28 protein-coding genes and 3 pseudogenes are annotated in these 23,961 nt (G+C 65.1%); 20 read left to right on the top strand and 11 right to left on the bottom strand.

Going from position 1 to position 23,961, the window contains the following annotated elements; translation table 11 throughout:
* Nucleotides 1-32 precede the first annotated feature (32 nt).
* Both SB786_RS01920 and SB786_RS01925 read left to right on the top strand, forming a co-directional pair.
* The gene (locus tag SB786_RS01920) at nt 33-1,271 is read left to right on the top strand and encodes a peptidase S8/S53 subtilisin kexin sedolisin (protein ID WP_410725932.1); all 1,239 of its coding nucleotides are present in this window, start codon (nt 33-35) and stop codon (nt 1,269-1,271) included.
* 516 nt (nt 1,272-1,787) lie between these two features.
* Nucleotides 1,788-2,087, top strand: a complete 300-nt coding sequence (locus SB786_RS01925; RefSeq protein ID WP_410725933.1) for an H-NS family nucleoid-associated regulatory protein — start codon at nt 1,788-1,790, stop codon at nt 2,085-2,087.
* An 830-nt stretch (nt 2,088-2,917) separates the two neighbouring features.
* On the opposite strand, the gene SB786_RS01930 is transcribed toward SB786_RS01925, so the two are convergent.
* From SB786_RS01930 to SB786_RS01940, 3 genes are all read right to left on the bottom strand, one after another.
* The gene (locus SB786_RS01930) at nt 2,918-3,373 is read right to left on the bottom strand and encodes a carboxymuconolactone decarboxylase family protein (protein ID WP_410725934.1); all 456 of its coding nucleotides are present in this window, start codon (nt 3,371-3,373) and stop codon (nt 2,918-2,920) included.
* A gap of 25 nt (nt 3,374-3,398) precedes the next feature.
* Nucleotides 3,399-3,815 carry a cupin domain-containing protein gene (locus SB786_RS01935; protein ID WP_410725935.1) on the bottom strand — a complete coding sequence of 139 codons (417 nt, stop codon included), beginning with the start codon at nt 3,813-3,815 and terminating at the stop codon, nt 3,399-3,401.
* A 116-nt stretch (nt 3,816-3,931) separates the two neighbouring features.
* Nucleotides 3,932-5,344, bottom strand: a complete 1,413-nt coding sequence (locus SB786_RS01940) for a PLP-dependent aminotransferase family protein (protein WP_410725936.1) — start codon at nt 5,342-5,344, stop codon at nt 3,932-3,934.
* Between the two features lie 243 nt (nt 5,345-5,587).
* Between SB786_RS01940 and SB786_RS01945 the strand changes: the two genes are divergently transcribed.
* The 4 genes from SB786_RS01945 to SB786_RS01960 all read left to right on the top strand — a co-directional run bounded on the left by SB786_RS01945 (nt 5,588) and on the right by SB786_RS01960 (nt 8,003).
* Nucleotides 5,588-6,169 (top strand): HD domain-containing protein, encoded by a 582-nt coding sequence (locus SB786_RS01945; protein WP_410726175.1) that lies wholly within the window; start codon nt 5,588-5,590, stop codon nt 6,167-6,169.
* Between the two features lie 311 nt (nt 6,170-6,480).
* Nucleotides 6,481-6,921, top strand: coding sequence for an Hsp20/alpha crystallin family protein (locus SB786_RS01950; RefSeq protein WP_410725937.1), 441 nt, complete (start codon nt 6,481-6,483; stop codon nt 6,919-6,921).
* Between the two features lie 15 nt (nt 6,922-6,936).
* Nucleotides 6,937-7,344 carry an Hsp20/alpha crystallin family protein gene (locus tag SB786_RS01955; RefSeq protein WP_410725938.1) on the top strand — a complete coding sequence of 136 codons (408 nt, stop codon included), beginning with the start codon at nt 6,937-6,939 and terminating at the stop codon, nt 7,342-7,344.
* A 95-nt stretch (nt 7,345-7,439) separates the two neighbouring features.
* Complete coding sequence (locus SB786_RS01960) at nt 7,440-8,003, top strand: Hsp20/alpha crystallin family protein (RefSeq protein WP_410725939.1); 564 nt, start codon at nt 7,440-7,442, stop codon at nt 8,001-8,003.
* 35 nt (nt 8,004-8,038) lie between these two features.
* Here SB786_RS01960 and SB786_RS01965 read toward each other — a convergent pair whose 3' ends face one another.
* From SB786_RS01965 to SB786_RS01980, 4 genes and pseudogenes are all read right to left on the bottom strand, one after another.
* Nucleotides 8,039-8,293, bottom strand: a complete 255-nt coding sequence (locus SB786_RS01965) for a hypothetical protein (protein WP_166723123.1) — start codon at nt 8,291-8,293, stop codon at nt 8,039-8,041.
* A gap of 105 nt (nt 8,294-8,398) precedes the next feature.
* Nucleotides 8,399-8,515: pseudogene (locus SB786_RS01970) on the bottom strand (molecular chaperone); the annotation flags it as partial.
* Nucleotides 8,515-8,657, bottom strand: a pseudogene (locus SB786_RS01975) (co-chaperone GroES); the annotation flags it as partial. The pseudogenes SB786_RS01970 and SB786_RS01975, both read right to left, overlap by 1 nt.
* Before the next feature lie 169 nt (nt 8,658-8,826).
* Nucleotides 8,827-8,979: pseudogene (locus SB786_RS01980) on the bottom strand (diguanylate cyclase); the annotation flags it as partial.
* A gap of 309 nt (nt 8,980-9,288) precedes the next feature.
* On the opposite strand from SB786_RS01980, the gene SB786_RS01985 reads away from it, so the two are divergent.
* The 5 genes from SB786_RS01985 to SB786_RS02005 all read left to right on the top strand — a co-directional run bounded on the left by SB786_RS01985 (nt 9,289) and on the right by SB786_RS02005 (nt 11,230).
* The gene (locus SB786_RS01985) at nt 9,289-9,510 is read left to right on the top strand and encodes a hypothetical protein (RefSeq protein WP_410725940.1); all 222 of its coding nucleotides are present in this window, start codon (nt 9,289-9,291) and stop codon (nt 9,508-9,510) included.
* A 203-nt stretch (nt 9,511-9,713) separates the two neighbouring features.
* Nucleotides 9,714-9,950, top strand: coding sequence for a hypothetical protein (locus SB786_RS01990; protein ID WP_410726176.1), 237 nt, complete (start codon nt 9,714-9,716; stop codon nt 9,948-9,950).
* Between the two features lie 183 nt (nt 9,951-10,133).
* Complete coding sequence (locus tag SB786_RS01995) at nt 10,134-10,376, top strand: hypothetical protein (RefSeq protein ID WP_410725941.1); 243 nt, start codon at nt 10,134-10,136, stop codon at nt 10,374-10,376.
* Between the two features lie 213 nt (nt 10,377-10,589).
* Entirely contained in the window at nt 10,590-10,829 is a 240-nt protein-coding gene (locus tag SB786_RS02000) for a hypothetical protein (protein ID WP_410725942.1), read from the top strand.
* Between the two features lie 185 nt (nt 10,830-11,014).
* A complete protein-coding gene (locus tag SB786_RS02005) occupies nt 11,015-11,230 on the top strand; it encodes a hypothetical protein (RefSeq protein WP_410726177.1) in 216 nt (71 codons plus the stop codon).
* 60 nt (nt 11,231-11,290) lie between these two features.
* Here the strand turns inward: SB786_RS02005 and SB786_RS02010 are convergent, their stop codons facing one another.
* Both SB786_RS02010 and SB786_RS02015 read right to left on the bottom strand, forming a co-directional pair.
* Nucleotides 11,291-11,527: a hypothetical protein gene (locus SB786_RS02010; protein ID WP_006759522.1), complete on the bottom strand. Its 237-nt coding sequence runs from the start codon at nt 11,525-11,527 to the stop codon at nt 11,291-11,293.
* Between the two features lie 568 nt (nt 11,528-12,095).
* Nucleotides 12,096-12,410 carry a hypothetical protein gene (locus tag SB786_RS02015; protein WP_006751133.1) on the bottom strand — a complete coding sequence of 105 codons (315 nt, stop codon included), beginning with the start codon at nt 12,408-12,410 and terminating at the stop codon, nt 12,096-12,098.
* A gap of 209 nt (nt 12,411-12,619) precedes the next feature.
* Between SB786_RS02015 and SB786_RS02020 the strand changes: the two genes are divergently transcribed.
* Nucleotides 12,620-12,844, top strand: coding sequence for a hypothetical protein (locus SB786_RS02020; RefSeq protein ID WP_410725943.1), 225 nt, complete (start codon nt 12,620-12,622; stop codon nt 12,842-12,844).
* Between the two features lie 101 nt (nt 12,845-12,945).
* Complete coding sequence (locus tag SB786_RS02025) at nt 12,946-13,476, top strand: GNAT family N-acetyltransferase (RefSeq protein ID WP_410725944.1); 531 nt, start codon at nt 12,946-12,948, stop codon at nt 13,474-13,476.
* A gap of 24 nt (nt 13,477-13,500) precedes the next feature.
* Here SB786_RS02025 and SB786_RS02030 read toward each other — a convergent pair whose 3' ends face one another.
* Nucleotides 13,501-14,379 carry a LysR substrate-binding domain-containing protein gene (locus SB786_RS02030; protein WP_410725945.1) on the bottom strand — a complete coding sequence of 293 codons (879 nt, stop codon included), beginning with the start codon at nt 14,377-14,379 and terminating at the stop codon, nt 13,501-13,503.
* 126 nt (nt 14,380-14,505) lie between these two features.
* Between SB786_RS02030 and argH the strand changes: the two genes are divergently transcribed.
* The 7 genes from argH (at nt 14,506) to SB786_RS02065 (ending at nt 21,716) form a co-directional block, all read left to right on the top strand.
* The gene (gene argH / locus SB786_RS02035) at nt 14,506-15,939 is read left to right on the top strand and encodes an argininosuccinate lyase (RefSeq protein ID WP_410725946.1); all 1,434 of its coding nucleotides are present in this window, start codon (nt 14,506-14,508) and stop codon (nt 15,937-15,939) included.
* Entirely contained in the window at nt 15,933-16,826 is an 894-nt protein-coding gene (locus SB786_RS02040; protein ID WP_410725947.1) for an amino acid ABC transporter permease, read from the top strand. Before argH ends, SB786_RS02040 begins: the two co-directional genes overlap by 7 nt.
* The gene (locus tag SB786_RS02045; protein WP_410725948.1) at nt 16,823-17,626 is read left to right on the top strand and encodes an amino acid ABC transporter ATP-binding protein; all 804 of its coding nucleotides are present in this window, start codon (nt 16,823-16,825) and stop codon (nt 17,624-17,626) included. The genes SB786_RS02040 and SB786_RS02045 overlap by 4 nt, the downstream gene beginning before the upstream one ends.
* Before the next feature lie 95 nt (nt 17,627-17,721).
* Nucleotides 17,722-18,555, top strand: a complete 834-nt coding sequence (locus SB786_RS02050) for an ABC transporter substrate-binding protein (RefSeq protein ID WP_410725949.1) — start codon at nt 17,722-17,724, stop codon at nt 18,553-18,555.
* Between the two features lie 7 nt (nt 18,556-18,562).
* Nucleotides 18,563-19,435 (top strand): polysaccharide deacetylase family protein, encoded by an 873-nt coding sequence (locus SB786_RS02055; RefSeq protein WP_410725950.1) that lies wholly within the window; start codon nt 18,563-18,565, stop codon nt 19,433-19,435.
* Complete coding sequence (locus tag SB786_RS02060; protein WP_410725951.1) at nt 19,432-20,340, top strand: polysaccharide deacetylase family protein; 909 nt, start codon at nt 19,432-19,434, stop codon at nt 20,338-20,340. The genes SB786_RS02055 and SB786_RS02060 overlap by 4 nt, the downstream gene beginning before the upstream one ends.
* The gene (locus SB786_RS02065) at nt 20,337-21,716 is read left to right on the top strand and encodes an MmgE/PrpD family protein (RefSeq protein ID WP_410725952.1); all 1,380 of its coding nucleotides are present in this window, start codon (nt 20,337-20,339) and stop codon (nt 21,714-21,716) included. The genes SB786_RS02060 and SB786_RS02065 overlap by 4 nt, the downstream gene beginning before the upstream one ends.
* Nucleotides 21,717-21,872: 156 nt before the next feature.
* On the opposite strand, the gene SB786_RS02070 is transcribed toward SB786_RS02065, so the two are convergent.
* The gene (locus tag SB786_RS02070) at nt 21,873-23,570 is read right to left on the bottom strand and encodes a M4 family metallopeptidase (RefSeq protein ID WP_410725953.1); all 1,698 of its coding nucleotides are present in this window, start codon (nt 23,568-23,570) and stop codon (nt 21,873-21,875) included.
* Nucleotides 23,571-23,961: the final 391 nt, after the last annotated feature.

The following is a 23,961-nucleotide window of genomic DNA, read 5'->3' on the forward strand; positions in this document are numbered from 1 at the left end:
CACGTCGGCTTGCTTGCCAACCGGGAAACACCATGAAACGAGCTTCGTTCATGCGTGCGCTGCGCACGCTCGTCTCGGCGAGCGTCGCGCTCACGCTCACGCTCGGCGTGTCGTTCGCGCAGCACGCGCCGCGGGCGCCGCACGCGTTCGCGCGGCCGCCGCTCCATCTGCACGGACCGGCGAAACGGAATCCGGTCGGGCTGTCGCCGCAGCGGATCCGCAGTTTCTACGGGTTCGATCAATTGCCGGCGCGCGGCTACGGCGGCGACGATCAGGTCATCGCGATCGTCGATGCATACGACAACCCGAACGTCGAAGCGGACCTGCGATTGTTCAGCAGCACGTTCGGCCTGTCGCCGTGCGCGTCCCCGCGCTGCTTCACGAAGGTATACGCGACCGCCGACAAGCGTCCGCCGCCGCCCGACGCGCTATGGGCGCTCGAGAGCTCGCTCGACGTGCAGTGGGCGCACGCAATCGCACCGAATGCGCGGATCGTGCTGGTCGAAGCCGCATCGAGTTCGCTCGATGACCTGATGAGCGCGATCGCGCTCGCGACGACGCCGGCTCCCGGCGGCCCCGGTGCGAAAGTCGTGTCGATCAGCTGGGGGAGCCCCGAATTCCTGTCCGAAACGCAATTCGATGGACAGTTCGCCAGCGCGAACGGCGTGTCGTTCGTCGCCGGGTCCGGCGATGGCGGCAATGGTATCGACTACCCGGCCGCGTCGCCGTATGTGTTGAGCGTCGGCGGCACGTCGATCGTGACCGATGCGAGCGGCGCCTATGCCGGCGAAACGGCGTGGGCCGGCAGCGGCGGCGGACAGAGCGCCGTCGAGCCGGAGCCGACGTATCAGTCGAACCTCGGGATACCGTCGGATAGCCTCGGGCTGCGCGGCGTGCCCGACGTCGCCTATCACGGCGACCCGGCATCCGGCTTCGCGGTCTACGATTCGTACGGCTATGCGGGGCAGAGCGGCTGGTTCGTCGTCGGCGGCACGAGCGCGGGCGCACCGCAATGGTCCGCGTTGATCGCGATCGCGAACAGCGTGCGCATCGCGCGCGGCAAGACGACGTTGAACGCGGTGGGCGCGATCCAGACCGTCCTGTACGGGCTCGCGTCGAGCGCCTACGCGACGAACTTCCGCGACATTGTCAGCGGCTCGAACGGCCCGTGCGGCACGCTGTGCACCGCGACAACCGGATACGACTACGTTTCGGGCCTCGGGCGCCCGATAGCCGCCAATCTCGTCCAGGCGCTGATTGCCGCACCTTGAAGCAGACATGCGCGACGATCGCACGATCGCGCGAATAACCGAGTTCTCGGCTTGGGGCAGTCATGGGGTGGGCGCACTGTCCCGATACGAAATCTTGAAGTCCGCATTCCGGCAGCCGGCCGATCAGCCGGCAAACAGGTCGCGTCGTCAATTCAAGCCGTTGCGCTGCACGCCACGGTTTGCGCATGCCGTCCGCCGCTGAATGACCTTGAACCCGTCAGTTCACGCGTCGCCATCGTAATCCGTTCCGTTGCAGCCATCGCCGCTTCCGTCGCGGACACCCGGCGACCGGCTCGCTTGTGCGGCGCGAAAGCGGATATTCCTATAGAACGACTACGCTGTTTCCGGCTTCAGTTTGATTTATATAAAGCCGATAGGGCATACTGCGGAAATCGATCGCTATCGATTGTCGTCAATATCGCGAATATAATGCCGACGGTGTAGTCGACGGCCTTTCGCGTCGACATAAAGGGCTGTTGGGCCACTTCCCACATTTCAAGGAATCCTTTCATATCCATGGCTACCTACCTCGAACTCAAGGCACAGGCAGAAACGCTGGCACAGAAAGCGGAACAAGCGCGGCTCGCCGAACTGGAAAGCCTTATCGCGGCGATGCGTGAGCAGATTGCCGAATATGGCATCACGCCCGATCAACTTTTCGGGCGACGTCGTGCCGCCTCTTCGAGCGCCACCCGCGCGCCGGTCGCACCGAAGTATCGCGATCCGAAAACGGGCGCGACGTGGAGCGGGCGTGGCAAGCCGCCGCATTGGATTGCAGGCGCGAAGAACCGTAACCGGTTTTTGATCGAGCAGTGAAAGGAGTCGACGGTTGAGTCCGGTGCCGTCAACGCTACCCGATGGGAAATACCGGGCGACGTGTCGGGAGCGGACGATCTTTGCGGCCAGGGCGTTGGGGCACGGCGACGTATTTCCGGACGCCGAGTTGATCGTCGAGAATGGATGGGCCATCTTCACCCGGAATGCCGCTGAAGTGTGGAATTGCAGTGCGCGCTACGCCGCTGCTCACTTCGACATTCAGTCCGCCTAGGAAGAGCCGCAAATGAGCGAGCTTGTTCAGATTGCGCCGGGTGTGGTGTTCTCCTCCGATGTGCTTGGCGTCGCGTGGGCGCGCAAGTATCAGCCGGGCGGTGGGGATGCGGCGCGGAATGGAAACATGGAGTCCGCAGACCGACCGGGCCCACCGGCACTGGAAAGCGAACACGGCGCTCGCGCAAGCGTGTCGGGCCAATTGTCGTTGTTGTAGCGAGAACTGCAGGATGGCGGGCATCCTGCGACTGTCTGCCTTTGCATTGCCGCCAACATTTCAACCTCCCGAACGGGTGCCCGACAAGGGCGCCCGTTTCGGGCCGTGAATGCGTGCCGGGCCCGACCCAGTGCCAGTTGCCTCTGCTTCAACGACCAGCCAACCCGAGCCAGTGCGTCGACCCGTTCAACCCGAGTACTGTATTCGACGGATTGCGCCGCATGGTTCGCCGTTGACTCTCACGTTTGCGCACCCGAAGTCCGCAATGCACCGGTCAACTGGAAGGGTTGAACGATCGCGTCGCGCCGTCTGTTCGGATGCTGACGGCGCTTCTGCCCGAGTCGGCGTTGCCGCGTTTGCGTTGAGTGGCCCGCAAACTGCTTCACTGCTCCAGCACGGCCTGCGGTGTATTGCGGAAGCTGATGGCCATACGGTTGTAGGTGTTCATCAGACCGACTGCAATCGTGAGGTCGACGATCTCGCGTTCGTCGAATACGGCGCGCGCTGCATCGTAGGCTTCGTCCGGTACGCCGGTCGCCGCGACCAGCGTGACCGACTCGGCCCATGCCAGCGCGGCACGCTCGCGTTCGTCAAATAGATTGCCGGCTTCCCGCCACGCCTGCACCAGCGCCAGCTTTTCAACCTTCACGCCCTTCTTCAGCAGGTCGCGCGTATGCATGTCAAGGCAGTACGCGCAGTTATTGATCTGCGACACGCGAAGGTAGACGAGGTCGACGAGAACCGGCGACAGCCCGCTCTGCATGACATAACCATACACGCCGCCCAGGGCTTTCGCGCCCGCGGGCGCAATCTGGTTGTAATCGAGACGCTTGCTCATGACGTAACTCCTTGATGAAGGGGATTTACTTGACCGGGGTGGTCAGGACCGTGTCGTTGCTGTCCGCGACGAATACCGCGAGCAATCTGGCGGGCCGCGATTCGCTTGCATTGCGGCTCACGCGATGAACGGCGCCGGGCTCCTCGAAGAAGCTTTCTCCGGCGTGATAGACGCGCTTCGGGCCGTCGTTCACCTGGGACTCGATGTCGCCCGACACGACGTACGCATAGATGAAAGCAGAGCCTGCATGGCGGTGCGCCGGCGATGCCGCGCCGGGTGCGTAGTCGACGACGACGGCGGTCAGCGACTTGCCCGGGATGTTGGGAATCGCATGCTGGAAGTTCGGCGTGACGGTTTCACCGGTGCCGTGTGCCGCGGCCGGCATCGCGATGCAGAAGGCGATGCTGGTGCAGGCGGCAGCTGCAAAGGATTGAAGGTTCATGGTCGTCTGGCTCGTTGATGTTCGCCCATTGTCGTGTTGGACGCGGACACACGAAAGCACCAGGAATGAACATTTTCGTTGTACCAAGACGCAATGGCGGCGCGCTTGCCGGCCCGTCAGTTGCCCGCGCGAATGAGCTCCAGCAGGCGGGAACAGTCGGTGGGAAGCGTGCGTTCGCTCAGGTTCGTCACGCCGAGCAGCAGGCCCTGTTGCCGCGGCGTGCCCGTGTACCACGGCGACAGCGGGACCGGGGCCAGCCCGAACGCGCGTGCCCGCAAGGCGATATCGACGTCCGACACCTCCGCGGGCAGCGTCGTCACCACGGCCATGCCGGCCGTGGCCTGGATTGTGATCGCGTTCGAGCCCTGTTCCCTCAGACAACGAAGCAGGGCCTCCCGGTGCGCTGCGTAGAGACGCTTCATGCGGCGCAAATGGCGAAGATAGTGTCCGTCGTGCATGAACTCGGTGACGGCGTGCTGGATGCACGCTGCCGGCGCGGGCGCGAGGCACGCCGCGATATCGCCGAAGCGGCGCGTCATGTCCGGCGGGACCACGAGAAAGCCAAGACGCAGCGCCGGGCTGATCGTCTTGCTGAAACTGCCGACGTGCAGAACCCGTCCGTCCTGATCGATCGACGCAAGCGCGGGCGCTGCCCGGCCGGTCAGCTGCAGCTCGCTCAGGTAGTCGTCTTCGATGATCCACGCATCGTTTTGCCGAGCCCAGGCGAGCAGTGCAATCCGCCGGGAGAGCGACATCGTCATCCCGAGCGGCGCCTGCTGGCCGGGCGTGACCACTGCAAGCGCCGCTTCGTTCGCCTGCCGGATGCCTGCATCCACATCGAGTCCGTCGGCGTCCACCGGCACGGCCGTCACGGTCATGCCAGCCAGCCCGAGCGCGGTACGCGTGAGCGGAAAGCCGGGGTCTTCGATCCACGCTTGCCGGCCTTCCATTCCGAGGCCGCGAATCGCGAGGCCCAGCGCGCCGGAAAAACCGGTCGTGACGAAGACCTGCGAGGGACTGCAACGAAGACCGCGGGCGACACCCAGATAGGCGGCGATTTCCCTGCGCAAGTCCGGCTCGCCGCGCGGATCGGGGTAGCCGACCGGCGCCGCGGATGCCCGACGCGCCGCACGCGCCTGGATGCGTGACCATAGCTTGAACGGAAACGCGTCCTGTGACGGTACGCCCATTTGAAACGCGCGAGGCGCCGTGCCGAACGCGTCGAACAGATCCGCAAGAGGCGGCGCTTCCGGCGACCAGCCGGCTGCGATCGGCACAGCGGGGCGCTCCGCTACGCGGGTGCCGGCCGCCCCGAGACCGATCGCGAACTGCTCGTCGATCAGACGCTCGTAAGCGGCGCGTACGGTGCCCCGCGAGACGCCGAGCTGGGCGGCCAGATCCGACCACGAAGGTAGCCGCGCGCCCGAAGCAAGCTTGCCGGACTCGATCGCGTCGCGGATCGCGCTGTAGATCTGCGCGGACAGCGACGTGCGTCTGGAGTGATCCAGGCCAATGGAGAGCGTCGTCATGTGTCGATGGTGCATTCGAATGTGTCGATCTTGGGACTGTTTCATGCCCGGAGAGAAGCGTAGCTTTTCTCCGTGGGCGCAGCCAATCGGTCCCGGCCCGAATCCTACGCCATGGGGCAGCCGTCGGGTTCGGGCCGGGTCAAGCGAGCCACACGAAATCGAGCGAACAGAAAGGAAGATACCGTGCAGACGAATGGATCGATCAACGCCGTGATCCCGGACAGCCAACTGGCGCGCGAGGTCATGCAACTCGTTCGCGATACCGAGGGCGATTTGCTGTTCAACCACTCGACTCGCGTCTACCTTTGGGGTGCGTTACTCGGCGCACGAAACAACATGGTCTTCGATCGCGAGTTGCTCTACGTTGCGGCCATGTTTCATGACATCGGGTTGACGCCGATCTATCACGAAAGCCAGCTTCGCTTCGAAGTGGACGGCGCCAATGCGGCGCGCGATTTCCTGCGAAACCATCGCATCACCGAGGCGGACATCGAGAAGGTGTGGACAGCCGTTGCTCTCCACACCACGCCGGGCATTCCGGAGCACATGCACGGAGAAATCGCACTGGTGCAAGCCGGTGCGGGAATGGACGTGGCAGGGCGTGGCTTCGAGCAGTTCACCGACGAACAACGCGCGGCGGTGGTCGACGCCTATCCGCGCGGCGCCGACTTTGCCAACAAGATGATCGATGCGTTCCACGACGGCATGAAGCATCGCCCGGGCACGACGTTCGGCACCTTCAACGATGACTTCCTGGCGCACAAGGATCCGGGATTCGTCCGAGTCGACCTGTGCAGCATCATATTGAATTCGAGCTGGGGCTGAGCTTGCTCCGCTTTGGGTACGAGCTCATCGGTGTGGCCGAATGCCCGCTGAGATCTGGCCCGGATAATAGTCGGACGAGAGCGTGCCGGCGCTGACGCGCATGGGCGCCCGCATAAAAAATCGGGTGCAAAAACCGCCATCACCCCCTTGAAATTTTCCGCAGAATTCGTATCTTAAGTGTCGCTCAGGCAGACGCGCGGGCCGCTTTACTCCGCGCGCTGCGTGTTTCGATTTGTTTGCCAGCAGTGTGGCAGGCCAACTGGAGCGCGTAGGCCCGTTCGCCTCCATGCTGCATCAAGGAGGATGTGATCATGAGCGATCTCTACTTCGGAACCGACCTCTTCAGCGAGTTCGACCGCCTGCAGCAGCAGATGGCGCAACTCTTCGGCGGTTTCCCGTCCAGCATCCGAGCAAGCCGTTTCGGCACTTTCCCGCAGGTCAATATCGGCGCGACAGACGATTCGATCGAGATCGTCGCGTTCGCGCCCGGCGTCGAGGCCGGCGCGTTCGATGTGTCGATCGACAAGGGGCTGTTGACCATCAGCGGCGAGCGCAAATCGTCCCAGCCCGACACGGAAAGCGAGCGGCGCACCTATGCGCAGGAGCGCTTTAGCGGGATGTTCCGGCGCGTCATCGAGCTGCCCGAAACCGCTGATCCCGACAAGGTTCAGGCGCGCTACGAAAACGGCTGTCTGTCGATCAGCATCGGCAAGCGCGAATCGTCCAAGCCGCGCGCCATCACTGTCCAGTAATACGAGGAGCCGATCATGAAAGACACTACCCAGCTGGCGGAACGGGATTCATCTGCCGTCGCCCGTCGCGGAACCGGACAGCCCGCGCGCCGCGTGACAATCGTGCCGGCGGTCGACGTCTACGAGGACAGCCAGGGCGTCACGCTGTGGGCCGATTTGCCCGGCGTCACGAAGGACAAGCTCGACGTCAAGGTTCACGACAGCAGCCTCCTGATCGAGGCCGAGGCAATGGTGCCGACGCCGCAAAACCTGCGGCTGCAGCATGCGGAGGTCCGTGAGCCGCATTTCGCTCGCACGTTTACGCTGTCGGCGGACTTCGATACGTCCAGGATCGAGGCGAGCCTCCAGGATGGGGTGCTGAAGCTGACGATCCCGCGCCGCGACGAAGCGCGTCCACGACGCATCGAAATCAAGACCAGCTGATGCGTCAGCCGCCGCGGTGCAGCGCGGGTGCCTCGCTCGCTACCCGATGGGCTGACCGCGGCTCAAACCAGATTGAAGCTGAATCGGAGCACGCCATGAACACCGATCCGAAAAAGTGGAACCCCTTCAAGTTTCTTCGCGGCGCTGCCCGCAAGTCTGATGCGGACGGCCCGGAAAACGCATCGGCAAGCGAGCAATGGCGGGCCTCGTGGCCCGACATTTCGCGCTTGTTCTCGCGCGAATCATGGAGTGCGATGGAGGAATTCTTTCATGACCCGTTTGCCGGCCGCGGCGCGCTCGAACGCTGGTTTGGCGACTTCAGTTCATCGCGTTTCCAGCCGCGCATCGACGTCGTCGATGAAGGGCCGGTGCTGCGCGTGACCGCCGAATTGCCCGGCATGGAGCGCGAAGATCTGAAGGTGAGCGTCGAGGATGGGGCGATCGTGCTGCGCGGCGAGAAAAGGCAGGACGTGCACAGTGAGGAAAACGGCTGCTACCGGCTGGAGCGCGCGCACGGAAGCTTCACGCGCACGATCCCGATGCCGGAAAACGCCGACCCCGAGCACACGTTGGCAAAGTTTGACAACGGTGTCCTCACGTTGACCGTGCCGAAATCGGAGCCAGCCAAGTTCACGAGCCGCACGATCGATATCGGCTGATGTGACTCCCGTGCTTCGGAACCGACGCGTTCGGCTCACTCGTCCGCCATCAGATGACGAATCACGAGTGCCGGATCGGCGATATCCAGAATCAGTCGGCGCAGGATGCGCCGGCGCATGTGTTCCTCGTCGAGTATCCAGGGCGCGCCCTTTTCGCTGAGATAACGGGTGAGGGCGTCCTGGTGATCGGCGTTTGCGGGCAGGTTCAAGCGGACCGCCAGCAGTCCAGCCACGACGTCGTCGATATCGACGTCCAGCGGTTTCGAATCGATGTTCAGCTTCAGTTTCATGGCCGCTCCACCATAAAAAGCGGCGCCGCATGACAGGAACAGTTTGCGGCGCCGAACGCGTTGCGCCGGCCGCGACTGCCAGCCGGCGTGTGCAAGACCCGCGGGTCAGTACTCGAGCTCCGGTGCGGCTGCCTGCGCAGGCCTGTCGTCCTTCGGCGCATCGGCAACCGTCGCATCCGTGGTCAGGATCAGCCCGGCAATCGATGCGGCGTTCTGCAGTGCAGCCGGCCGCTGCCGACCGCGACGACTTCACCCTGCTCGGGCTTTTCCGCAGCCGAGTCGGGAATCACGATGCCCGAGGCCGTCGTCGCTGCGTCTCGATTCGCTTGACGATTACCCGGTCGTAGAGGGGACGAATCTGCATTCTCATCTCCTGAGCGATTAAAGGTTCACGAAAAAGGAATCCGGTTGCCGGGCGTTCTGGCGTAAAAATCGCCGCCGGGCAGCCGCACCACTGGCTGGCGGAAAGCGAAATAGAGGCGCTCATCGCGGGCTTCAAGAGCGCGGAAAGAGCCTCTTTGTAACAAGTTGTTTCATCGCGGCAGCAGGAGGCGACGGACCGTGCCGAGGCGGTAAACCGGGCGGCCGCGTTCATCCGCGCGACGAGGCTCAGGCGGCACCGGACAGGGCGGCTGTCGTCCGCCATCGGCGTCGAGCGTGTCGTCCGGCTCGTCGAGCGTGCGCCAGGAGTATTGCGAAGAGCGGGGTATTCACCTGTGCGGCCGCCGTGACCGTGACGGCAAAGAGCGGCATGCGCCCGCTGTCCATCTGTTCGCGAAGCGTATCGAAAAGGACCATGAAGCCTCCCGGGTGACATGTTGCAGGGCCTCTTGAAATTTCCGTTGCTTGCGCTATTTTATGCATCGCTCAGGCAGTCGCGATAAGCGCTGCGTGTTTCGATTTGTTTGTCGGCGGAGCTTTTCCACGGACGGGCGAACTGGAGCGCGTGGTCCGGTTTGTTGTTCGTGAGAGGCCCCGGTTTCAAGGAGCCAGTCATGAGCGATCTTTTCTTCAGCACAAATCTGCTGGGCGAATTCGACCGCCTGCCCCGGCAGATGACCAGCGTCCTTGCGGGCTTTCCCGCGCGCCTGCGCGCGATGCGCAACGCATTCTTTTCTCCACCTCGGCCGCACCGACGACAGCGTCGAGATCACCGCGATCGCTGTCGGGGCTCGACCGTGCAGCGACCGATGGTTCGCTTGACAAGGGGGTGCTGACGATCAGCGACGTGTGCAAACCCGCCAAAGTAAGCGACATGCACCATCGGCGCCGGCTGTCTCGATCACACCGGCTCGGCGGCGCGCTTCCTTGCGCGAGTGCGCCGCGGCGCATGGCGCCGCCGCCGTTCTATCGGCCTGCACGACGCGTCATTTTCTGCACCGTGCCCCTGCATTGGGACGATGTCTTATGGGAGACCGACATGCTCAGCCCACACGAATTTGCGACCTTGATGCTGGTTCGCCAGGCGCCGGACCAGATCGATATGAATCGCGCCGAACTCGACGCACTGTTGGAGCGCCAATTGGTCATGCTCGAACATTGCGCCGTGGGTGCACGCCGCGCATACCTGACCGAGAAGGGCAAAACGTTCCTCGATGCGCTGCACCCGAGCGACACACCACGCCGCAGCCGGCAGACCGCTGACAACGGCGGATGACGAAGCATGGAGGCGGCTTTCATGCGCGGTAGCCGCACGACGGCTTGTGGTACTACGTGCTGAGTGATCGACTGCGCGATCTCAACGACAAGCTTTTGGTCGCGCGTCGGGCTAGCGGCGGCGACAGCCGACGTGGTGTGTCCCGCGCCGGCGCCATGCGCAATGCATTGCAGGAGGTGTCCTATGCAAACGGACAATGTTATCGAGTATCACGGCTGCGAGGTCCGGCCGGTGGTAACCGTCACCGGACATGGCCGCTACGCAGCATCGGCCATCGTCACCGACCGGGCCGGGGAAACACGCACGCTCGGCGTGGATGGGGACTTCGGCAATGCGCAGGAAGCGCGCAATGAAGCGCTGGAGCTTGCCGTCGCATGGATCCAGCAGCGCTCGGTCGTGTCGGAGCGGTATGTCCGACGGACCTAGCGTGCCGGTGCGAAACGCGGCCCACCAGACGTTCTACGCATCGACATCCGCACGAACCACGATATCGAGCCGATGCAGTCGCGCATATAAGCCGAATGTGCTCACCGGGTACGAATCGCCGATGAAACGACCGGAAAGGAGGGGTTTATAGGCAAATACGACTGGATGTTGGCGAGCATACTTGAGATCCCAATGACTAAACCGGGCTCGTCCATGGTGACCCTGAATATGCAAGCGATCGCGTGCGGCAAGACGATTCATGTTGTGCTGATGGCTGATGCCGGGAGTGCCAACATTTTCGTGATGGACAACGAGAACGGCTCCCGTCAATCGCAGAACATGAAGGTTCGCCAGTACCTCGACGCGGGCATGACTGACGAGGGTGTTGCCCGCCATGTGCTCAGTGTCGTCGTGGCGGCGATCGAACGTCGTGGTCACCGATGGGCGCACTGAACTTCTGCTTGCTCGTTGACGTTGATCAACCTGTACGAGGCTCGCGTTCGCGGTGAATGCAAACGACCGTCGGCGACGTGCTCCCCGTTGATGCCGCGATACGGTTCAATTCTCAAGGTCCGATGCGCGTTCCTGCGCTGCTTCTGCGGCAGCACGGCTCGCGGCAACCGGCCAGGGAGGGGCAAATGCTCTTCAATTCGACGCGATTCCGAATCGATCCGACGCCGCGCAGGGCTGATGGAGAATTCATCGCGCATGTGAGGATCATCACGATCCAGGCGGACGGCGATGAGAGAGAAGTGCACTCCAGCGGCGATCTGGCTGGCTTCGATGTGCGTGATGATGCAGTTGCGTATGCAACGAAGTGGGCGGAGGAATGGCTGGCCGCTCAATTTGGCTGAACTTGAGGAACGGTGGCGCCGCTTCTTCGGCCATCGCGGCGCGCTACTGTCGCGGCCGCTTCATTTGCGGAAGCTCGAATCCTGGATTCGCTGAAGGCGTACCAAAAGCTCATCCATCTGGAGTTCGAGAACCTTGTTTCGCTCGAATCGCATGCGGAGTTTGTTGAGCTTGACTCGCCAGTACGCGGGATCATTGACGGACGATCGGTTGACGAACGCATGTTGCGTCTTCTCAAGCAATCCGATCGATCGCCTGATATTGGCCAGCTCGTGCTCTACATCGCAGTACCAGCTCATGATTACCACCTTCCATTCGGGATTTGAAATTTTTGTTCGCTGAGCTGCGAAAACTCGTCACGAACTCGTGGCGCTCGTGGCGACGACCCGTGAGGATGAGCCCATTCTTCCCGGAGCGCGAACGCATGGCAGGGGACGCGAAAGGGACAACGACACGTGCGAGAGAGGGGCGGGGCGGGGTGAGCAGTCAAGCCGCTTACGTGCACTCGGGCAAATTCATCATACGCGCATCCACCCTGGCGTGCGGGTCTTATTTTTTGCCGCTGTGATGCGGCGTTCGGCAGGAAATTGGGCTCAATGGGTGGCGTAGCTTCGGGGCGAGAATTGTTGATGCGGCGCACGTCGCCGTGGTGGCCTGGATCCAACGTGTCGGAAAAGATGTCGAACGCGTCTCGGTACCCACTCGAGATCCACGGCAGCTACCCGGGTTTTAATAACTGCGCAGCGCGATTCAGCCCGACGCGCGGTTCCAACTCGACGCACGTGTATCCGAAAGCGTGCGCTGGATATCCGGACGCGGCTCCGGAACAGGAGCAACGCCTCCGTCGGCTTCCATTTCGACCGCCTTTTACGCGTCTTTCAGCCAGGGCATTTCCACGGGTGACACGACCAGTTGCCGGAATTCGCGTTTCAGATCGAAGATGAACCCGACCAGGATCATGGAGTCGGCGTAAGGAATCGGAAAGACATGCGGATTTTCCGGAGTACGCAGCGGGCGCTCGGGTGTGTCCGCTGTCGCCGCGGCGTTCTCGCGAACGCTTTCCAGTTCGTCGGCCATGGCCAGGCCACTGACTTTCAGCACACGGCTACGCAGGTCGCTAAAAGGCTCGATGCGCGCAGCGTCTTCGTGGTATTCGGGCACTTCGTAAATGAACCAGGACATTTTCGTCTCCCATGAGAAGGGGCGCTATTCTAACGCTGCGCGACGACCCACCGAAAATCGACCATGTTGTGCGATGGCCGCGGTCGCTGCGAGGCAGTCTACCAGCGTCCATTTCTGACGACGCGGGCCGCCGCCGCCGCGCCGGAAGCGTTACCTTGCACACGACCGTGAGCCCACTTTCGCGTCATCCAATCTGAACTTGCAATGCCATGCCGCGACGGCCGGGTTTCGACATTTGCAGGGCGACGTGCCAGCAGATTCCGCACTACTGGTCGTCGGAAACGCTGTCCGAAGGGCGCTACAGGATCGTGTTCATTCACCAGGGCACGGTGTGGGTGAGCGGGCCGGCAGAAGACATCTTCGAACGCCCGCAGACGGTGGCGTCGACGCGGTTCCTGGGCAGCGTCCGCAACGCGGAAGCGGTGGCGCGCTGATCCGCGCATGCCTGCGGGGTGCTGACATCGTCGCCCGGATCGTCGACAATCCGGCGTGTGCGCCGCGCCCGCGCGCACCAAGCCGCCCGGGAGACGCTTCCATGTCCGGAATATCCATCCGATCCGCCGGCCTCGCCGATGCGCAGGCGATCGCCGATTTTCACGTCAAGGTCTGGCGGCATACCTATCGCCATCTCGCGCCGGCGCAAGCGCATGCCGTCCTCGACTCGGACTATCGCGGCAGGAAATGGCGAGAGAAGCTGACGTCGGACGATGGCGACCAGTTGGTGCTCGTGGCGGAAATCGACGGCACGATCGTCGGAATCGGCGCGGCCGGCGCGCCCTCGGAGCCGATCTTCGGCGGCCGTGGCGAGATCAAGTTCCTGTATGTCGACCCCGGGTTCAAGCGTCGCGGCATCGGCCGCACGCTGCTCGCCCGGCTCGCAACGCATTTGCAGAAGATGCGGTATCCGGGCGCGGCGTTGAGTGTCGTCAACGGAAACGACGCCGCGATCGCCTTTTACGCGTCGCTGAACGGCCGGTTGGCGGGCGAGTATGTCGATCCGGGGCCGATCTGGCGATCGCACAACATCGTGATGGTATGGGACGACCTGGCGAGTCTCGCTACCTGAGTCCGCCTGCAGCGCGCTCGCGCGTCACGCCAGGCACGCGCGCAACCACGTCGTGAACGCGGTCACGAGCGGCGAATCGGCCAGCTCGTGACGCGTGACCAGATAGTAGGCGTGACGCGACGGCACCGCCGCGCTGAACGGCCGCACAAGCGTGCCGTCGAGCAGGTCGTCGCGCACGGAGAGGCTGTCGCCGAGCGCGACGCCTTGCCCGTGCACCGCGGCTTCGACGCCGATGTGCGCGTTGCCGATTTCCAGAATGCGGATGCCCCGCAGCTTGTCCGCGTTCGCTTCCGCCAGCCAGCGCGTCCACGAGCCCGCATGCTCGCAGAACAGCGTGCGTCCCGCGAGATCCTGCACCTTGCGGATCGCATCCGGCCCGTTCATCAACGCCGGGCTCACGACCGGGAACAGCGCCGGATGCGCGAGCAGCTCGACGCGCCGGTTTCGCCAGTTGCCTTCCCCGTAGCGAATGCACACGTCGACGTCGGGCGAGTAGGTCTCGCGATCGTCGTTCGACGGAATCACTTTCAGGTGGATCCCCGGATAGCGCTCGAGAAAATCGCCGATGTGCCGGGCGAGCCAGCGCGACGTCAGCGACAGCGGCGTCGACACAACGAGATCGCCGGCGGCTGCCGGCGAATCGAGCCTGACGGTGGCGTTCGCGATCATGTCGAACGCGGCGCCGACTGGTTCCAGCAACGCCTCGCCTTCGAGCGTGAGTTTCACGCGGGCTTTTGATCTGACGAATAGGGCGACGCCGAGCGTGCTCTCGAGAATCCGGATCTGATGGCTGACCGCGCTCGCGGTCACGTGCAGTTCGTCGGCGGCGGCCGACACGGTGCCGCACCGGGCGGCAGCCTCGAACGCACGAAGCGGGTTCAGCGGGGGCAGACGGTTGCGCATCGGCGGGCGCGTCGCAGGCGACGGTGCTGAGAAAAATTTCATTAAAGCGGATTCAATTTCTCGCTACAACAAAAAAAATTGAATGCCTACAGTGGAGGCAATCCAACCGAGTCGAGGTCGACCGCAATGAGCCTTACCGAACCGATCGAGCGCCTGTGGGGCGGCCGCTTCCAGTCGAAACCGTCCGACGCGCTGCAGAACCTGTCGCGCTCCGATCCGAGTTTCTTCCGTCTCGTGCCGTACGATCTGGCCGGCTCCCGCGCGCATGCGCGCGAGTTGAATCGCGCCGGCATCGTGAACGACGACGAACTCGTGCAGCTGCTTACCACGATGGACGGCATCGCGCGCGACCACGCGGCCGGTGCGATCGCGCCGTCACTCGCCGACGAGGACGTGCACACCTTCCTCGAGCGCGTGCTCACGCAGCGGCTGCCGGCGCTGGGCGGCAAGCTGCGCGCCGGGCGCTCGCGCAACGACCAGGCGGCGAACGACCTGCGCCTGTACCTGCGCGACAAGGCACGCCAGCTCGTGCGCGGCGTGCTCGACCTGCAGGACGCGTTGATCGGCCAGGCGAGCCGGCACGTCGACACGGTAACCGCGGGATTCACCCACCTGCAGCCCGCGCAGCCGATCGTGTTCGGCCATCAGTTGCTCGCGCACGCGCAGTCGCTGTATCGCGACGTCGACCGCCTCGTCGACTGGGACCGCCGCACCGCGCGTTCGCCGCTCGGCGCGGCCGCGCTCGCGGGCTCGGCGATCTGCGTGCGGCCCGAAATGTCCGCGCAGGAACTCGGTTACGACGCGCCGTGCGAGAACTCGATCGACGCGGTGGCCGCGCGCGATCACGTCGCCGAATTCGTATTCGTCATGAGCATGCTGGCCGTGAACCTGTCCCGGCTGTCGGAAGAAGTGATCCTGTGGACGTCGCGGCAATTCCGCTGGGTGGAACTCGACGATGCCTATGCGACCGGCAGCTCGATCATGCCGCAGAAGAAGAACCCGGACATCGCGGAACTCGCGCGCGGCAAGGCGGGACGCCTGATCGGCAACCTGACGGGCCTGCTCGCGACGCTGAAGTCGCTGCCGCTCGCGTACAACCGCGATCTCGCGGAAGACAAGATCGCGGCGTTCGATTCGATCGACACGCTCGAACACGTGCTGCCCGCGATGGCGGGGATGATCCGCACGATGCGCGTGAACGTCGACGAGATGCGTCGCCAGGCGCCGCTCGGCTTCACGCTCGCGACCGAGGTGGCGGACTGGCTCGCGCTGACGGGCGTGCCGTTCAGCGAGGCGCACGAGATCACCGGCACGCTCGTGCGCGCGTGCGAGCGCGATGGCATCGAGCTGGCCGACGCGAGCGTGGAACAGTTGCAGGCCGTCGACACGCGCCTCGCGCCCGCGGTGCGCGCGCATCTGACGCTCGACGCGGCCGTCGCCGCCCGCGGCGGTGCGGGCGGCACGTCACCCGCGCGCGTGCGCGAGCAGATCGACCGCCTGAGCGACGCGATCGAACGCCAGTCCGCATGGGCGGCCGACTACCGGGGGCCGTCATGCTGAGCGCATCCGAATCGGGCCGTCTCGACGACACGCCGGAGCCGGCCGCCCGCGCCTCGGACGACATCGCCGGGTTCGTGCGCGTGCGCCGGCGCTACTGGGGCCGCTATGTCGCGTCGATCGCGATCATTGCCGCGCTCGCGTATGTGGCGGTCGCGTTCGCACGCGGACAGATCGAGTGGCGTGTCGTCGGCCAGTTCCTGACTGCACGCTCGATCCTGACGGGGCTCGGCAACACGATCGTGATGACCGTCCTCGCGATGACGCTCGGCATCGTGCTCGGGGTCGTCACGGCGGTGATGCGGCTGTCGTCGAACCCGGTGCTCGGTGCGATCGCGCAGGGTTACATCTGGTTGTTCCGCGGCACGCCGGTGATTCTGCAACTGCTGCTGTGGTTCAACCTGGCGCTGGTGTTTCCGACGCTCGGCATCCCGGGTATCGCCGAATACCGGACCGTCGACGTGATGACGCCGTTCCTCGCGGCGGTGCTCGGGCTCGGAATCAATCAGGGGGCCTATACGTCGGAAGTCGTGCGGGCGGGGCTGCTGTCGGTCGACACGGGCCAGTACGAGGCCGCGAAATCGATCGGCATGGCGCGCCTGCAGGCGCTGCGCCGGATCATCCTGCCGCAGGCGATGCGCGTGATCGTCCCGCCGATCGGCAACGAACTGATCGGCATGGTCAAGCTGACGTCGCTGGCGAGCGTCGTGCAGTACGCGGAGATGCTGCACAACGCGCAGAACATCTATTACGCGAACGCCCGCGTGATCGAGTTGCTGATCGTCGCGGGCATCTGGTATCTCGCGGTCGTCACCGTGCTGTCGCTCGCGCAGGCCCGCGTCGAGCGGCGTTTCGCGCGCGGCGCGGGCAGGGCGGCGGGCCGCAAATGAACGACACGACCCTCAACCCTCGGGAGAACGTCATGACGAACGCGGTCGTTCGCGCGGTCGACGTACGCAAGTCGTACGGCGATTTCCAGGCGCTGCACGGCATCACGCTCGACGTCGAGCCGGGCGAAGTGCTGTGCATCATCGGGCCGTCCGGCTCGGGCAAGAGCACGTTCCTGCGCTGCATCAACCAGCTCGAGACGATCAGCGCCGGCGCGCTGTGGGTCAACGGCGAACTGGCCGGCTACCGCCGCGCCGGCGATCGGCTCCACGAACTGTCGGAGCGCCAGGTCGCGCGCCAGCGGTTGGCGACGAGCATGGTGTTCCAGCGCTTCAACCTGTTTCCGCACAAGACGGCGCTCGAGAACGTGATCGAAGGCCCGGTGCAGGTGCTCAAGCGCCGCCGCAGGCAAGCGGAGGAGGAAGCGCGCGCGCTGCTCGCGCGCGTCGGGCTCGCGCACAAGTGCGACGCGTTTCCGGTCGAGCTGTCCGGCGGCCAGCAGCAGCGCGTCGCGATCGCGCGGGCGCTCGCGATGCATCCGCAACTGATCCTGTTCGACGAACCGACGTCGGCGCTCGACCCCGAACTGGTCGGTGAAGTGCTGGCCGTGATGCGCGACCTCGCGAAGAGCGGGATGACGATGATCGTCGTCACGCACGAGCTCGGGTTCGCACGCGAGGTGGCCGACCGCGTGGTGTTCATGGACGGCGGCCGGATCGTCGAGAGCGGGCCGCCCGACCAGGTGCTGTCCGCGCCCACGCATGCGCGCACGCGCGAGTTCATCTCCGCGGTGATTGCATGACCGGGCCGGGCGCCCCGTTTTGCAGCGCCCCAACGATCGAGCCCGTCGACGCGCGCGGCATCGTCCCCATTCCTCTACATGACAAGGCGACACCCATGAAAGCATCCGTCCTGACCCGCACGCTGGCCGCCGTCGCATTCGGCGCACTCGCGCTTCATGCATCGTTCGCCGCCGCGCAATCCGCAAGCGCGAAGCGCACGCTGAACGTCGCGATCGTGCCGAACTATCCGCCGTTCGAATACAAGGATCCGGCGACCGACAAGCTGGCGGGCTTCGACGTCGATCTCGGGGAGGCGCTCGCCGCGAAAATGGGCGCGAAGCTGAACTGGGTCGAAACGAGCTTCGACCAGATGATGAGCGCGGTCGCGACGCAGCGCGTCGACATGATCCTGTCCGGCATGACCGACCTGCCGACGCGCCGCGATGCGGTGACGTTCGTCGACTACATCGAGACCGGCCCGCAGTTCTATACGCTGAAGACGCGCGCGGGCGAGTTCGCGCAGATGGGCGCGCTGTGCGGCAAGCGCGTCGGCTCGAGCCGACGCACGTCGTTCCCCGACAACACCACCGCGTGGAGTGCCGAGAACTGCGTGAAGGCCGGCAAGCCGGCGATCATCGTCGTCGGTACCGATGGCTCGTCGGACGCGCGGATGCAGTTGCGCCAGAACCGCATCGACGCGGCCGTGCAGGGCGGCGAGACGCTGCCGTACCAGAACAGCCTCGAGCAGAACGCGTATGCACCGGTCGGCAAGCCGTTCCTGTCGCAATACACGGGCATCGGCGTCGCGAAGAGCAATACCGCGCTGAGCGGCGCGCTGACGACGGCGCTCAACCAGCTGATCGCGGACGGCTCGTACCAGAAGCTGCTCGCGAAGTGGGGGCTTCAGGAGCATGCGGTGGCGAAGGCGATGATCAACGGCACCCACTGAGCGAGTGATGACGGATCTGGCTCCCCGCTGGCCGGACGGGAAGCGCGCGTGCGTCGCGCTGGCGTTCGATCTCGACGGCCCGACCGGCGACGCGATGCTGAACGGGTCGATCTGGCGCAACCCCGCGTATTTCACGCTCGGCAGCTACGGGCCGTGGCGCGCGCTCGGACGGCTGCTCGACGTGCTCGCGTCGTTCGGCCTGCCCGCGACGTTCTTCGTGCCCGCGTGGGTCGCGCGGACCTGGCCCGCCCAATGCGCGGCAATCGTCGAACGCGGCCACGAGATCGGTTATCACGGTGTCCGGCACGAAGCGTTCTGGACGCTCGAGCCCGGGCGGCAGCGCGAGATCATGGCGCAGTCGGCCGACGTCTTCGCGCGCACGCTCGGGGTGCGGCCGGTCGGGTTCCGCACGCCGTCCGGCGACTGGAGCGACGCGACGGTCGCGGTGCTGCGCGAAGCGGGCGTGCGCTATTCGAGCTCGATGCGTGGCGACGACCGGCCGTACCTGCTGCCCGGCGCGGACGGCGAGCCGCCGCTCGTCGAGATTCCCGGCCGCTGGGAGACCGACGATTACGCGTCGCTTGCGTATCACCGCAACCCCGACTATCCGGCCGGGCTCGACCGGATCGCCGGCTACGAGGCGACGCTCGACAACTGGACGCGCGAATTCGACGGGATATACCGCGAAGGGCTGTGCCTGACGACGCTGCTTCATCCGAAAGTCTGCGGCAAGCCGGGGCGCATCGCGCTGCTGGAGGCCTGGCTCGGCCACATGTGCGCGCAGGACGGCGTCTGGTTCGCGCGCTGCCGCGACGTGGCCGACTGGTGGCTCGCGCAGCACGCGCAACGCGCGCAACCCACGCACCGGAGCAACATGTGAACACACCTTGTACGTGGCCGGGCGGCGCGCGATGCGCGGTCGCGATCACGGTCGACTTCAACGACATTCATGGCATCCAGACACGCGAGCCGCGCATCGTCGGCCGGGAAAAATCGCTGTCGGTGTGGCGCTACGGCGCGACGCGCGGCGTCGACCGGCTGCTCGCGGCGTTCGACGAATTCAGCGTACCGACGAGCTGGTTCGTGCCGGGCCGCGTCGCGCAGACGCATGGCGACGCCGTGCGTGCGATCGCCGCCGCCGGGCACGAGCTTGGCGTGAGCGGTTTTCGCTGCGAGGATTTCGACGCACTGCCGCTTGCCGCGCAGATCGACGCTTGCCGCGCCGGGCGGGCGGCGCTCGCGGACGCGACCGGACACTGCGCGGAAGGTTTTCGCTCGTTCACCGGCAACTGGGCCGCAGGCTTTGCCGACTTTCTCGTGGCGGAAGGCTTCACGTGGTCGTCGTCGTGGCGCGGCGACGATTTGCCGTACCTGCATCCGGGCGCCGACGCAGGCGCGGCCGGCCTGCGGCTCGTCGAGCTGCCGCTGCACTACGAACTCGAGGACGAGCCGTACTTCGAGTTCAACCTGTCGCCGCCGGTGCCGGCCGGTCAGCCGCGCATCGCCGCGTACCGCGACGTGCTCGACAACTGGCGGCGCGATGTCGATGGGTTTCGGCGCTTCGGGCTGTGCTGCGTGCTGCGCCTGCATCCCGAGATCATCGGCACGGCCGGGCGGATCGACCTGCTGCGTGCGTTGCTCGCGCACCTGCGCGACGCGGGCGACGTCTGGTTTGCGACCGGGCGTGATGTTGCGCGCTGGTGGCGCGAGCACGTGAGCGACAACGAGCCGGACCATCCGGTCGATGTGTTTGCACGCTGCGTGGCAGACGCGTCGGCGCGATGACGATGGATACCGACACGCGCGCCACGCGGCTCGCGACGTTTGTCGCGCAAACGCCTGCCGCCGCCGTGCCTGACGATGTCGTCGCAAAGGCCACGCGTCATGTGCTCGATACGTTCGGTGCCGCACTGGCTGGAACCTCGGCCGTCGAGACGCGCAGCGCACGTGCGCTCACCGGCGCTGTCGCGCGCGACGGCGCGTCGCTGTGGGGCACGCAGTGCAGGGCAAGCGCGCGCGACGCCGCGTTCGTCAACGGGATCGCCGCACACGCGCTCGAGCTCGACGATGCCGGCGGCTGCGATCATTCGGGTGCCGTCGTGCTGCCGACCGTGCTCGCCGCGTTGTCATGCGCGGGCCGCCCCGTGACCGGCCGGGAATGCGTGACGGCAATCGTGCTCGGCTACGACGTCGGCCGGCGCGTGCTGGAAGCAGCCGGCGGCTACTCGGCTCACAACGGTGCCGGCTGGCACTCGACGCTCAGTTGCGGCGTGTTCGGCGCGGCGGCCGCGAGCGCACGCGTGCTCGGGCTCGACGCCAAGCGCACGCGCGACGCGCTCGGCCACGCGGCAAGTTTCTCCGGTGGCCTGTGGGGCTTCATCCACGACGGCTCCCAGACGAAGCGGCTTCATGCCGGCCGGGCCGCGGAAGGCGGCGTGCTCGCGGCGCTGCTGGCGCGCGAAGGCGTGAGTGGCCCGGCGAGGGTGTTCGATGACGTGTGGGGTGGCTTCTTCAACACGTTCGCCGCGCAATCGCATGCACCCGGCGCACTGACCGATGGCCTCGGCGCGCACTGGAAACTGATGCGCTGCTCGATCAAGCCGCACGCGTCGTGCCGCAGCGCGCATGCGGCAATCGACGCGGCGCTGCAGCTCGCGGACGGTCACACGTTCGAGGCCGGCGAGATCGAGCGGGTGGTCGTGCGGGCGAGCGCGTTCGTGGCCCGGATGTGCGGCGGCCGCGACCTGTCGACGCTGTCGTCGGCGCAGATGAGCCTGCCGTACGCGGTGGCGGCGGCGCTCGCGTACGGCGACACGGGGATCGGCGTTTATCGCGACGACAGGCGTACGGATTCGCGCGTCACGGCGTTGCTCGCACGTATCGCGATCGAGGTCGATCCGGCGCTGGGCGATCTCGATGAGCCGACGGTGAGCCTGCATCGCGCGGACGGGCGGCGGGAATCGCGGCACGTGCCGATCGCGCTCGGCGATCCTCGCAATCCGCTGTCCGATGCGGCGCTGCTCGCGAAGTATCGTGCGCTGGCGGGCATGGCGCTCGAGCATGCGCAGGTCGATGCGTTGAGCGACACGTGTCTGTCGCTGGCGCGGTTGGCGGACGCGCGGGTGCTGAACGCGCTACTCGCGGGGGATGCGGAACGCTGATCGTCACCGAGTGAAAAGCTTTGTCGGCCGATCGTCCGCCTGCAGGCGCAGGCGGTCGATCGACACTTGCCCGTGATTCGCCCGGGCGGCGCGTGACCGCGAAGCGACATGCCGCCACGCGATCTCCGGGCGTTCAACGCACCCACACAAGCGCGGTCAATTCACCCCGACCGCACTCCACGCGCGCGCGACCGTTGCGCTTTCGACCGAGTTCGCGCCATACAGGTCGTTCGTTGCCTGGATCGACGCACGCCGTGCGTTCGGGTAGCTCGAGTTGGCGTTCAGATACACGGTCAGTGTCCGGTACCAGATCTTGCCGGCTTTCTCCCGGCCCAGGCCACTGAAGGTCGTGTCGCCATTGCAGACCAGCTGCGTCCTCGACAGGCCGGTATCGGTGGACGGTACCGCCGGGCCTTCCGACAGCAGGTAGAAGAAGCGATTGCCGACACCCGACGTGAAATGCGGATCGTGGCGCGGATTCGACCACGAGAAGCCACCGGACGGGTAGCAGCTGAACGACCGGCCGTCGAGATCCTGCTTGTACATCTTGCGCAGGCCGCCGCTCGTCACGCGCGCGCCGATCACGTAATTGCCGGGATCGTTCGGGTTGTTCGCGTAGAACTTCACGAGCGTGCCGAAAATGTCGGACGTCGATTCGTTCAGGCCGCCCGCGTCGCCCGAATAGTTCAGGTTGGCGGTGGCCTCGGTCACGCCGTGACTCATCTCGTGCCCGGCGACATCGACCGAAACGACGGGTTTCGGCAGGCGGGTGCCTGGATCGCCGTCGCCGTACACCATCACGCGCGACGACAGCCATGCCGCGTTCGCGCCGGTCGTGCCGCTGCCCGTGTTGAATACGACGTGAGCGTAGCTCCTTACGCCTCGGCCGTCATTGAAGATGCCGTTGCGGTTGTGCGTTGTCCGGTAGTAGTCCCAAGTCAACGCGAGCCCGTAGTCGATGTCCGCGGCGACCGTCTGCCGGTCGGTCGTCGTGTTGTTGCCCCACACGTTCGTGCTGCTCGTGAAGATCGGCAGGTCGGTTGCTTGCTCGACGTCGTCCGAGCTCAGGCCGCGGCCATCGTAGACGGAGCCGCCGCCGCGGCTCGGATCGAGCATCCGGTAAGCGTTCGTGCCGGTCTGGTCGGTCGTGAGCGCCAGGTTGCCGTAGTACAGCGAGCGGCCGGTGCCGGTCGCGGCGGCGGTCTTGATCAGGTCCTGGGCGTCGAGCACGGTGCCGGTGCGCGCATCGATGTAGTACAGCACCGCATCGCCGTGCGCATCGGTCGCCTTGCCGTACACGCGCACCGCGTAGGCCAGTGTCGGCGTGACGTCGCGTGCGAACACGACGAGCTCCGCATCATCGACGCGACGCACGTTCGAGTCGAAACGCGCGGCCGCGATGTGCGTGGCCCTGGCCGCGCCGACGTCGGGCGCGTTGCGTACCACGGAGCGGTTTCCGACCTTGCCGATCGTGCCGGCGAGATTGATCGGTGCGAGCTGGGTCTGGCTCGCCTGTTTCAACTGCCCTCGGTTCGAATGGACGACGACGTCGCCGCCTATCACGGGCAGGCCCGCGTGGAAGCGATCGAAGCGCACGTGCTCGGTGCCATCGGGATCGACGATCACGTCGCGTACCTGGAACTGATCTCCGTCCGTCGGCGCGCTTGCTTGCGGCCCCGCGAACTTCAACGTGCGTGCTGTGCCGCCGGTAGCCAGACTGAAGGCGGACGGATTCTGCTGGATCAGTTGCAGCGCCTTGTCGACCGTGGCCGACGGGTCGCCGGCCTGGGCAAAAGCGCTGAGACTCGCGATGGTAATCGCGGCGATGGGCAGCAGACGAGACAATTTCTTCATGTAATCCCCCGGATTATGAATGGGTGATGTGCGAGGAATGAATCAAGTGAAGACGTTGATATAAGACGTGTCGCGAACCGCAGAGGCATGCTAGGAGGTCGTTTTTATAATTACAAGATATTTTCAGGGAGATTGATTTTTCATGTCGAAGGCGTTCATCAAGTCATGATTTGGTGAGGAAGATGAAATGATTCGATTGACACGTTCCGACGTGGCGGTGAAGTTGCATCGATGGATGCGCGATTGGGGAGCTTTGCGATGCCTGGGGGGCGAGGGAGGGCATGCGGGCGGGTAGAGCCGGCGACGGTGCGGGTTCCGAAAGAGATGCTCGGCGTTTAAAAAAACCGGCATACAAAATATCCAAACAATTATTTCGATTATGAATTTAATC

Source organism: Burkholderia sp. SIMBA_062 (genome assembly GCF_046534765.1).
GTDB classification, from domain to species: Bacteria; Pseudomonadota; Gammaproteobacteria; order Burkholderiales; family Burkholderiaceae; genus Burkholderia; species Burkholderia ambifaria.

What these genes read in the sequence shown, in the direction of transcription:
- SB786_RS01920 (WP_410725932.1), top strand. Translation starts at nt 33, where the DNA reads ATGAAACGAGCTTCGTTCATGCGTGCGCTGCGCACGCTCGTCTCGGCG.
- SB786_RS01925 (WP_410725933.1), top strand. Translation starts at nt 1,788, where the DNA reads ATGGCTACCTACCTCGAACTCAAGGCACAGGCAGAAACGCTGGCACAG.
- SB786_RS01930 (WP_410725934.1), bottom strand. Translation starts at nt 3,373, where the DNA reads ATGAGCAAGCGTCTCGATTACAACCAGATTGCGCCCGCGGGCGCGAAA.
- SB786_RS01935 (WP_410725935.1), bottom strand. Translation starts at nt 3,815, where the DNA reads ATGAACCTTCAATCCTTTGCAGCTGCCGCCTGCACCAGCATCGCCTTC.
- SB786_RS01940 (WP_410725936.1), bottom strand. Translation starts at nt 5,344, where the DNA reads ATGACGACGCTCTCCATTGGCCTGGATCACTCCAGACGCACGTCGCTG.
- SB786_RS01945 (WP_410726175.1), top strand. Translation starts at nt 5,588, where the DNA reads ATGCAACTCGTTCGCGATACCGAGGGCGATTTGCTGTTCAACCACTCG.
- SB786_RS01950 (WP_410725937.1), top strand. Translation starts at nt 6,481, where the DNA reads ATGAGCGATCTCTACTTCGGAACCGACCTCTTCAGCGAGTTCGACCGC.
- SB786_RS01955 (WP_410725938.1), top strand. Translation starts at nt 6,937, where the DNA reads ATGAAAGACACTACCCAGCTGGCGGAACGGGATTCATCTGCCGTCGCC.
- SB786_RS01960 (WP_410725939.1), top strand. Translation starts at nt 7,440, where the DNA reads ATGAACACCGATCCGAAAAAGTGGAACCCCTTCAAGTTTCTTCGCGGC.
- SB786_RS01965 (WP_166723123.1), bottom strand. Translation starts at nt 8,293, where the DNA reads ATGAAACTGAAGCTGAACATCGATTCGAAACCGCTGGACGTCGATATC.
- SB786_RS01985 (WP_410725940.1), top strand. Translation starts at nt 9,289, where the DNA reads ATGAGCGATCTTTTCTTCAGCACAAATCTGCTGGGCGAATTCGACCGC.
- SB786_RS01990 (WP_410726176.1), top strand. Translation starts at nt 9,714, where the DNA reads ATGCTCAGCCCACACGAATTTGCGACCTTGATGCTGGTTCGCCAGGCG.
- SB786_RS01995 (WP_410725941.1), top strand. Translation starts at nt 10,134, where the DNA reads ATGCAAACGGACAATGTTATCGAGTATCACGGCTGCGAGGTCCGGCCG.
- SB786_RS02000 (WP_410725942.1), top strand. Translation starts at nt 10,590, where the DNA reads ATGGTGACCCTGAATATGCAAGCGATCGCGTGCGGCAAGACGATTCAT.
- SB786_RS02005 (WP_410726177.1), top strand. Translation starts at nt 11,015, where the DNA reads ATGCTCTTCAATTCGACGCGATTCCGAATCGATCCGACGCCGCGCAGG.
- SB786_RS02010 (WP_006759522.1), bottom strand. Translation starts at nt 11,527, where the DNA reads ATGAGCTGGTACTGCGATGTAGAGCACGAGCTGGCCAATATCAGGCGA.
- SB786_RS02015 (WP_006751133.1), bottom strand. Translation starts at nt 12,410, where the DNA reads ATGTCCTGGTTCATTTACGAAGTGCCCGAATACCACGAAGACGCTGCG.
- SB786_RS02020 (WP_410725943.1), top strand. Translation starts at nt 12,620, where the DNA reads ATGCCGCGACGGCCGGGTTTCGACATTTGCAGGGCGACGTGCCAGCAG.
- SB786_RS02025 (WP_410725944.1), top strand. Translation starts at nt 12,946, where the DNA reads ATGTCCGGAATATCCATCCGATCCGCCGGCCTCGCCGATGCGCAGGCG.
- SB786_RS02030 (WP_410725945.1), bottom strand. Translation starts at nt 14,379, where the DNA reads ATGCGCAACCGTCTGCCCCCGCTGAACCCGCTTCGTGCGTTCGAGGCT.
- argH (WP_410725946.1), top strand. Translation starts at nt 14,506, where the DNA reads ATGAGCCTTACCGAACCGATCGAGCGCCTGTGGGGCGGCCGCTTCCAG.
- SB786_RS02040 (WP_410725947.1), top strand. Translation starts at nt 15,933, where the DNA reads ATGCTGAGCGCATCCGAATCGGGCCGTCTCGACGACACGCCGGAGCCG.
- SB786_RS02045 (WP_410725948.1), top strand. Translation starts at nt 16,823, where the DNA reads ATGAACGACACGACCCTCAACCCTCGGGAGAACGTCATGACGAACGCG.
- SB786_RS02050 (WP_410725949.1), top strand. Translation starts at nt 17,722, where the DNA reads ATGAAAGCATCCGTCCTGACCCGCACGCTGGCCGCCGTCGCATTCGGC.
- SB786_RS02055 (WP_410725950.1), top strand. Translation starts at nt 18,563, where the DNA reads ATGACGGATCTGGCTCCCCGCTGGCCGGACGGGAAGCGCGCGTGCGTC.
- SB786_RS02065 (WP_410725952.1), top strand. Translation starts at nt 20,337, where the DNA reads ATGACGATGGATACCGACACGCGCGCCACGCGGCTCGCGACGTTTGTC.
- SB786_RS02070 (WP_410725953.1), bottom strand. Translation starts at nt 23,570, where the DNA reads ATGAAGAAATTGTCTCGTCTGCTGCCCATCGCCGCGATTACCATCGCG.